Consider the following 7733-nt stretch of genomic DNA (forward strand, 5'->3'; position numbering starts at 1 on the left):
ATCGTGACCGCGGTGCTCGGACCGTCGGCCGGGCATGGCGCGCTCGTGGCGCCGGTCTCGGACTTCCGGGTGATGAGCAGCCAGGGGGCGATCTTCACCGCGGGTCCGCCGGTGGTCCGCGCGTCGACCGGCGAGGAAGTGACCAAGGAAGACCTGGGCGGCCCGAGCGTGGCGATCCCGAGCGGGGTCATCCACAACCACTACGACGACGACCTGACCTGCCTGAATGAGGTGCGGCGCTACCTGTCGTACTTCCCGCCGAGCGCCTGGTCCTATCCGGTGCCCCGCCCGGACGACGAGGACGATCCGGAGGTGACCGGCCCGCGCGATTCGTCCGAACTGCTCGAGGTGGTCTCGCGCGACAACCGCCGCGTCTACGACATGCACGATGTTCTCGACGTAGTCCTCGACACTGACGACTGGATGGAGATCCAGCCCAAGTTCGGGCCCGCGGTCATCTGCGCGTTGGGGCATCTCGGCGGACATCCGGTGGCGGTGGTGGCCAATCAGCCGCAGGTGCTGGCCGGGTCGATCGACGCGGCCGCCGCGGACAAGGCGGCGCATTTCATCCAGGTCGCCGACTCGTTCCATCTGCCGCTGATCTTCCTCGCCGACAACCCGGGCATGCTTCCGGGCAGCAAGTCCGAACGCGAGGGTGTGCTGCTCGCGGGCGGCAAGATGTTCGCCGCGCAGACCACCGCGACCACCCTGAAACTGCACCTGACTTTGCGCAAGGCCTACGGTTTCGGGTCGATGGTGATGAGTCTGCTCGGTTTCGACAATCAGGTGGCCGCGTTCGCCTATCCTGGGGCCACCATGGGGGCGATGGGAGCGGGGGCGTTGAGTTCGGCGTCCGGGGCGGATGCGGATATGGCCAAGCAGTTGCGTGACATGGAACTGGCCGCGTCCTACTACTCGGCCGAGATGATGGGCTTCGATGAACTGATCGATCCCCGCGAGACACGTAACCAGTTGTTGTATGCTCTGCGCCGCGGGTTGTACGCTCGGCAGGCTGCTGCCGAGCCCGTACAGCGGACCGCGATCATGCCCTGACCCGAGGGCATGCACTGAGGAGAAAGCAAGCGATGACCGCCAGACCCGTACTCGCCGGTACCACCAGGGTGCCGGGGCTGCGCAAGCGCATCGGGCAGGCGAACGCGCGGTGGGAGAAGCTCGGCGAGCAGGCGCTGTACTACTTCGTCTCAGTTGCCAGCATCCCGCGGGCGGTCAAGCACTATCGCCGTGAGGTGCTGCGGGTGATCGCCGAGATCACCATGGGTACCGGCGCGCTGGCGGTGATCGGCGGAACCGTCGTGGTCGTCGGATTCCTGACCCTGTTCACCGGCGGCACCATCGCGGTCCAGGGCTACAGCTCGCTGGCCAACATCGGGGTCGAGGCGCTGACCGGCTTCTTCTCCGCCTACATCAATGTGCGCATCGCGATCCCGGTGATCTCCGGGATCGCGCTGGCCGCCACAGTGGGGGCGGGTACCACCGCACAGCTCGGCGCGATGCGGGTGTCCGAGGAGATCGACGCACTCGAAACCATGGCGATCCCGGCGATCCCATACCTGGTGGGCACCCGGATCCTGGCCGGCCTGGTCGCGATCATCCCGCTGTACGCGCTGGCGACGGTGGCCGCGTTCTTCTCCAGCCGGTTCGCCACCGTCTACATCTACGGACAGTCGTCCGGTGTGTACGACCACTACTTCACGACGTTTCTGGCGCCGAGTGATGTGATGTGGTCATTCGTGCAGGCCATAGCCATGGCTGTGGCCGTGATGCTGATCCACACCTATCACGGGTACAACGCCTCCGGCGGTCCGGTGGGCGTGGGTGTGGCAGTGGGCAATGCGGTCCGCGCATCGCTGGTGGCGGTGGTGCTGATCACCCTGCTGATGTCGCTTGCCATCTACGGCATCGACGGCAAGTTCAATCTGTCGGGGTAGGGGAAATCGGGGCCAATGCATTTCGGAAGTGAGTTCTCGGGGGGAGCCAAGAAGGCCGCAGCGGCTGCGCTGGTGTTCTTCGTGGTGGCCGCCGTCGTCCTGGCGATCATGCAGTTCCAGGCCGCGTTCACCCGCACCGTCGGTGTGACGGTGGTGGCCGATCGTGCCGGTCTGGTGATGAATCCCGAGGCGAAGGTGCAGCTGCGCGGGGTCCGGGTGGGTCGCGTCGCGTCGATCGACGAGGATCCTGCACACGGCAAGGTCACCCTGAAACTCGATATCGAAAGCGATCAGACCAAGTTCATCCCGGCCAATGTCACGGCGATGATCCGCTCCAACACCGTGTTCGGAGCCAAGTCGGTGGAATTGCAGACGCCCGACGATCCGTCGCCGCAGACGATCTCCTCGGGCGCGGTGATCGCCGGTGACCGGGTGGCGGTCGAACTCAACACCCTGTACCAGCGTCTGGTCGTGGTGCTCGCCGACCTCGAACCGGTGAAACTCAATGTGGTGCTGGGAACGTTGTCCAAGTCGCTGGAAGGCAAGGGAAACAAGCTCGGCGAGGGGCTCGCCGGTATGTCGCGCCTGTTGGGCGAGATGACCACCGGGCAGCGCGCGGCCACGCTGCGCAACGACATCAGCTCCGCCGGCCGGGTCCTGGACACCTACGCCGATGCCGCACCCGATCTGGTGCGCACCGTCGACAACCTGACCGTGCTCGGAAACACCCTGCGCGACAAGCAGTCCGATCTCGATGCGCTGCTGGTCAATCTCACCGGCATGGCGGACGCGGGCAACGACATCCTCGCCCCGAAGAAGGACAAGCTCATCACCACACTGTCCGATTTCACGCAGACCGCCACACTGTTCGGCGGCCTCGCACCTGGTGTGCAGTGCTTCTTCGAGCCGATCGCCCGCGTCGCGCTCGGTACCGCGATGGCACCCGGAGGCGTGTTCGGCACCGACACCGGATTCTTCAAGTTCAACGCGACCCTGCGGCCCAACAAGGACGCCTACCGCTTTCCCGACGACCTGCCCAAGACGGGTGCAGAGGGCGGGCCGACCTGCATGGCCGGGCTCTCGGACGTGAACCTGCGCACCCCGGCGCCGTTCTATGTCGCCGACACCTCCACCCGCCCCTATCAGCCGCGGACCAGCCCCCAGGTCAATCCGAAGCGACTGTTCCAGTTGATGTTCGGTGAGTACAACGGACCGGGACACAAGTGATGGCCACCGAAAGAGATCGCGTCTTCCGCGCCACCGCCCTCAAGCTCGGCGTCTTCGGCACCACCATGGTGCTGGTGTTCGCCGGCCTGGTGATCGTGTTCGGACAGTTCCGCGGCGGTTCGTCGGGTGACTATTCGGCGATCTTCACCAGCGCCTCGCGCCTGACATCCGGTTCCAAGGTGCGGATCGCGGGCGTCGAGGTGGGTCGCGTGCAGAGCGTCGAGGTGACCCGCGACCACCAGGCCAAGATCGGTTTCTCCGTCGATGACGCCTATGAGCTGCCCGCCGATGTGCGGGCGCTCATCCGGTACGAGAACCTCACCGGCGACCGCTATCTCGAACTGGAGCAGGGAGCCGGCGATTCGCAACCGACCCTCAAACACAATGCGACGATCCCGGTGGAGAACACCGAACCCGCGCTGAATCTCGACGTGTTGCTCGGCGGGTTCAAACCGTTGTTCCAGACGCTCAAACCCGACGAGGTGAATTCGCTCGCCGACAGCCTGATCAAGGTGTTCCAGGGTCAGGGCGCCACGATGGAATCGCTGCTCGGCGACACCGCGTCCTTCACCTCGGCCCTGGCCGACAAGGACAAACTGATCGGCGAGGTCATCGACAACCTCAACACCTCGCTGGGCACCTTCGCCGACAACAGCGAGGGTCTGGACACCTCGCTGGTGCAGATGCGGGAACTGGTCGACGGCCTCGCGCGTCAGCGCGGCACCATCGGGTCGTCGTTGCAGAGTACCTCGGAGCTGACCACCAGGCTCTCCGATGTGCTGGAGACCAACCGGCCGGCACTGCGTGACCTGGTGCCGGAGGTCCATCAGCTCTCGGACAACCTGCTGCGGTCGCAGGGGCAACTGAGCACCACGCTGCGACAGTTCCCGGATGCCTTCCGCCGGCTCAGCAATCTCGGCAGTTACGGTTCGTGGCTGCAGATCTGGCTGTGCCAGGTCAAGATCCTGTTCACGGGCCCCGACAACAAGACCGTGTACTGGACGGCGCTTGATTCCACCACCAACAAGAATCAGAACCCCGGGGGGAGGTGCCAGAAACGATGAGCGAGCAGAACGATCAGCAACAGCCGGCCGAACGCATACCGTTGCACAAACATTCGTCCAACGATGCCGCGGTGATCGCCTCCCGGCGCCTGCGGATGGGTGTGATCGGTGTCCTGGTCACCTCGATGGTGGTGCTCTCGGCGTTGCAGGTGGACAAGCTGCCGTTCCTCAGCAACGGGGCGGTCTACACGGCGCAACTCGCCGACGCCAGCGGCCTGCACTCGGGTGATTCGGTGGTCGTAGCCGGAGTTGCGGTCGGCAAGATCCGCTCCATCGCGTTGCGCGACAGCACCGGAAGCGACGGCAAGCCGCAGACCACCGCCGAGGTCACCTTCGATATGGCCGACGACATCATGATCGGCACGTCGTCCAAGGCGTCGGTACAGGCCGAAACCATCCTGGGCAGAAGGAATCTGACCATCACCCCGGCCGGCGACACCCGGCTGCGGCCCGGCGGCGACCTGCCCGTCGAGCAGACCACACCCGGCTACACCCTCACCGAGGCGCTGCAGGACACCGCCTCCACCATCGGCGATACCGACCTGGAAAAGGTCGACACCGCACTCGACTCACTGTCCGACGCGTTCGAGAACACCCCCGACGACCTGCGCAAAGCAGTCGACGGCATCAGCAGGCTCTCGCGCACCATCGCCTCGCGCGACGACCAGCTCGGCCAGGTGCTCGGCCGCGCCGAGGAGGTCACCGCGATCGTCGGCAAACGCAGCGGCGACATCACCACGCTTCTGGCCCAGGCCAATTCGCTGTTCGGTGAGCTGCAGCGACGCAACCAGGCCATCGAGACCCTGCTGACCGGGATCAAGGACGTCTCGATACAGCTGCGGGGATTCATCGACGAGAACGGCGACAAGCTCGCCCCCGCCCTGCGCAGGCTCGATGACGTCGTCAAGGTGCTTCAGGAGGACAAGAAGTATCTTGCCGATGGTATCGACCGACTCGGGCCCTACGCCAACTCGCTCGGTGAGGCGGTCTCGAGCGCCCCGTACTTCCAGGCGCTGGCCCAGTTCCCGTCGTCGGGCGACATCACGAACATCTTCATCAAGCTGTTCAAGCAGAAGTATCCGCAGGCATGGCAGGCGCTACTCCGGTACAACCCGATCGACCCGAAGAAGTTCGAGTTGAGGCCCGAGTACGACGTCAAGAACGACCCGCGCGACGCGCCGATCGCCACCTTCATGCCGCCCACGTCGTTCACCCCGGGACCGCCCTGACATGCGGCCATCAGCAAGCACATTCGCGATTTCGGGCATATTCGGGATCTCAAGCACGGACACAGCACCCGGCAGGGGAGAGGGACGGACATCATGAGCGGATCGAGCGGTATCGCCGCCGGTGTGCGATCGGTGCCCCGTGGTGTCTGGATCGCGATCGTGGCCGTGATCACGATCGGTGTGGCGTTCGTCGTCGGCGGCAAGATCATCAACAATCTGCGCTACAACAACTACACGGCCTACTTCAAGGCCACCTCGGGCCTGTTCGTGGGCGACCCGGTGAAGATCATCGGCGTCGACGTGGGCAAGGTCAGTTCCATCTCGCCCCGCTCCGGGGACGTGCGGGTGAAGTTCACCGTCGACAGCTCTCGCAAACTGCCCGCGGACGCGAGCGCCTACATCGTCGCCGACAGCCTGGTCGGTGGCCGGTTCATCCAGGTGACACCGGTCTACCAGGGCGGCCAGAAACTCGCCGACGGCGCTCAGATCCCCATGGAACGCACCGCGATTCCCGTCGAATGGGATCAGATCAAGACCGAACTCGACAAACTGACCAACAATCTCGGACCCACCGGGGACAAGGGAACCGGGGACAAGGGATCTCTGGGGCGCGTCGTTGACACCCTGGGCCGCAATCTCGACGGCACGGGCGCCGATCTGAACCGGGCGCTCAAGGAATTGTCCACGGTGACAACCACATTGGCCGACAATCGGAGCGATCTGTTTGCCACGGTACGTAATCTGCAGACGCTGACCACCGCGCTGTCATCGGTGGATGATCAGATGATGCAGTTCAACGGACGCATCGCCTCGGTGTCCAAGCTGCTCGCCCGCAACACCGGAAAGCTCGACGGTGCCCTCACCGAGGTGGATTCGGTGCTGGGCGAGGTGAATACCTTCCTGGACGACAACACCTCGGCGCTGAGCACATCGGTGGCGCGTCTGTCCGATGTCACCGGGGTGCTCTCGCAGAAGGACGAACAGATTCGGGGCCTGCTGCATTCCGGACCGCACCAGCTGGTCAACTTCTACAACATCTACAACCCGCTGACCGGTTCGCTGACCGGCGCGTTCGCGCTCGGTAACGGCGGCAGCCTGATCAACTTCCTGTGCCAGGCCATCGAGGGTTCGGACCTCAAGGGTAATCCGGCGCAGGCCGACGCCGCCGAATGTGTCGAGGTCCTCGGGCCGATGCTGGCGTCGATCGCCGTCAACTATCCGCCGTTCCTGTTCAATCCGATGACCGGTATGTCGGCCACCCAGGACCAGCTGATCTACCAGAACGCGGACGTGAAACGGCGCGCGCAGGCCCGGCAGGACGACATCGACGCCGCCAATCGCCGGGAGAACCCCGGCAAGGACACCAATTCGCTGACTTCGCTTCTCGTTCCGTTCGGTGGTGGACGATGACGGGGTCGATGATGAGGTGGCCGGTGATGAGGCGCGCAGGGGGTAAGTCCGCACCGCGGATGCTGATGGCGGTTGGCGTGGCCGCGACGCTGCTCGTGTCTGCGGGGTGCTCCTTCGACGGCGTGCAGAACATGTCGGTGCCGGGCGTCGCGGGCACCCAGGACGGCTCGTACACGCTGACCGCGGTCATGCCGACCGCCGGCAACGTCACCGTCAATGCCCCGGTGATGATGAATGACGCGACCGTCGGGTCGATCGGCTCACTGCGCGTGAAGAATTGGCAGGCCGAACTGACATTGCGCCTGCGTCCGGGCATCAAGGTGCCGGCCGGATCGTATGCGCGCGTCGGCTACACCAGCGTGCTCGGCTCGATGCATGTGGCGATCGTGCCGCCCGAACACGAGCGCGGCGGCTACCTGCGGCCAGGTGATCGGCTGTCGGCGCAGGACTGCCCCGACCAGCCGACGATGACTGCGCCCGAATCCGGTGGCGAACCGAATGTGACTGTTGCCCAACAGATCAGAAAATGCACGGTACCGAGTACCGAGCAGGTCCTCAGCTCGCTGTCGGTGGTGCTCAACGGCGGCGGCCTGTCGCAGGTGGGTTCGGTCGTCGACGAGTTGAACAAGGTCTTCCTCGGCCGCGCCGACGAACTGTCTCACCTGTTGCCGCGGGCGGCGACGATGATGGAGGTCCTCGACGACCAACGCGGCGCGCTGGTCACCGCGCTAGTACTACAGCCGGACTTAGCGATTTCATGTTTGTGACCTGCGGTTTTGGTGGCATGCCTGCGCTCGGAACTGATGTCGGCGCCGCCACAGTGACCATTCCAGGAGACGTGTGAGGGTGCGTTC

Annotated in this window: 7 protein-coding genes; all 7 read left to right on the plus strand. The window is 64.9% G+C overall.

Annotated features, from left to right (window positions below; translation table 11 throughout):
• Nucleotides 1-1053, plus strand: a 1053-nt coding sequence (locus tag KDB67_RS11405; RefSeq protein ID WP_291015812.1) for a carboxyl transferase domain-containing protein, incomplete at its 5' end; no start/stop codon positions are given.
• 32 nt (nucleotides 1054-1085) lie between these two features.
• Nucleotides 1086-1949 carry an ABC transporter permease gene (locus KDB67_RS11410; protein ID WP_291015814.1) on the plus strand — a complete coding sequence of 288 codons (864 nt, stop codon included), beginning with the start codon at nucleotides 1086-1088 and terminating at the stop codon, nucleotides 1947-1949.
• A 15-nt stretch (nucleotides 1950-1964) separates the two neighbouring features.
• Nucleotides 1965-3176, plus strand: coding sequence for an MCE family protein (locus KDB67_RS11415; RefSeq protein WP_291015815.1), 1212 nt, complete (start codon nucleotides 1965-1967; stop codon nucleotides 3174-3176).
• Nucleotides 3176-4240 (plus strand): MCE family protein, encoded by a 1065-nt coding sequence (locus tag KDB67_RS11420; protein WP_291015817.1) that lies wholly within the window; start codon nucleotides 3176-3178, stop codon nucleotides 4238-4240. The genes KDB67_RS11415 and KDB67_RS11420 overlap by 1 nt, the downstream gene beginning before the upstream one ends.
• The gene (locus tag KDB67_RS11425) at nucleotides 4237-5469 is read left to right on the plus strand and encodes an MCE family protein (RefSeq protein WP_291015819.1); all 1233 of its coding nucleotides are present in this window, start codon (nucleotides 4237-4239) and stop codon (nucleotides 5467-5469) included. The genes KDB67_RS11420 and KDB67_RS11425 overlap by 4 nt, the downstream gene beginning before the upstream one ends.
• A gap of 93 nt (nucleotides 5470-5562) precedes the next feature.
• Complete coding sequence (locus KDB67_RS11430; protein ID WP_291015821.1) at nucleotides 5563-6879, plus strand: MCE family protein; 1317 nt, start codon at nucleotides 5563-5565, stop codon at nucleotides 6877-6879.
• A 26-nt stretch (nucleotides 6880-6905) separates the two neighbouring features.
• Nucleotides 6906-7646, plus strand: coding sequence for an MlaD family protein (locus KDB67_RS11435; RefSeq protein WP_291015823.1), 741 nt, complete (start codon nucleotides 6906-6908; stop codon nucleotides 7644-7646).
• The last annotated feature ends 87 nt before the right edge of the window (nucleotides 7647-7733 follow it).

The organism is Gordonia sp. (in: high G+C Gram-positive bacteria) (assembly GCF_020438995.1).
Taxonomy (GTDB): Bacteria; Actinomycetota; Actinomycetes; order Mycobacteriales; family Mycobacteriaceae; genus Gordonia.